The 792-nt window shown below is 46.5% G+C and carries 1 protein-coding gene; it reads left to right on the top strand.

Translation table 11 applies throughout. The features are described 5' to 3' along the window. Positions 1–136 precede the first annotated feature (136 nt). The coding region (locus GRP75_RS28470; RefSeq protein WP_160791056.1) for an IscS subfamily cysteine desulfurase at positions 137–792 on the top strand (656 nt) is incomplete at its 3' end.

The following is a 792-nucleotide window of genomic DNA, read 5'->3' as shown; positions in this document are numbered from 1 at the left end:
GTTCCCGCTCTCACGAACAGATAACCGCTTTGTGTACATACATATTTACAAGTGTCTTGACACTTATATTTACACATGCCTACAATAATCTCAAGAGTTTTTGAATGGAATTATTTTTGAGCAGGGAGGAATTGCTGTGATTTATCTGGACTATGCCGCTTCCACACCTATGTGTGACGAAGCTCTAAATATGTATAACGTATTAAATAAGGAAATGTTCGGAAATGCCAGCAGCCTCCATGATGCGGGCGGTCAAGCAGCCTACACGCTGGATTACAGCAGGCAACGAATAGCAAATATGATTGGCGGGCAAAAGGAAGGCATCTATTTTACAACCGGGGGAACAGAATCCAATATGTTGATTGTGCAATCAATCCTGAACGGGTTGCCGCCGCATAAAAAGCATTGGATCATGAGCGCTTTGGAACATCACTCGATGTACAACCTTGCTACTTTGCTGGAACGTCAGGGCTATGAACTGACCATTGTGCAACCGGATCAGGAAGGACGAATGACTCGCGAAGCTCTTTTACCTCACCTGAGAGAAAACACTGGACTTGTCTCCGTACAACACGCCAATTCGGAAACGGGACTGATTCAGGACCTTGCTGCCTTATCTCCCCTGCTACGCGAACGGGGTATTTTGCTGCACAGTGATGCAGTACAGACATTTGGGAATATTCTCGTAGATGTAGAAGCCATGGGAGTAGATGCACTCTCTGTATCGAGCCATAAAGTGTATGGCCCCAAAGGTGTCGGTGCTGCATATCTCAAACCCGGAACCCCGTGGCG

Source organism: Paenibacillus sp. OT2-17, assembly GCF_009827695.1.
Classification (GTDB): domain Bacteria; phylum Bacillota; class Bacilli; order Paenibacillales; family Paenibacillaceae; genus Paenibacillus; species Paenibacillus polymyxa_B.
The sequence above is the reverse complement of the archived record's forward strand: the minus strand, read 5'-3'. Positions and strand labels throughout refer to the sequence as shown.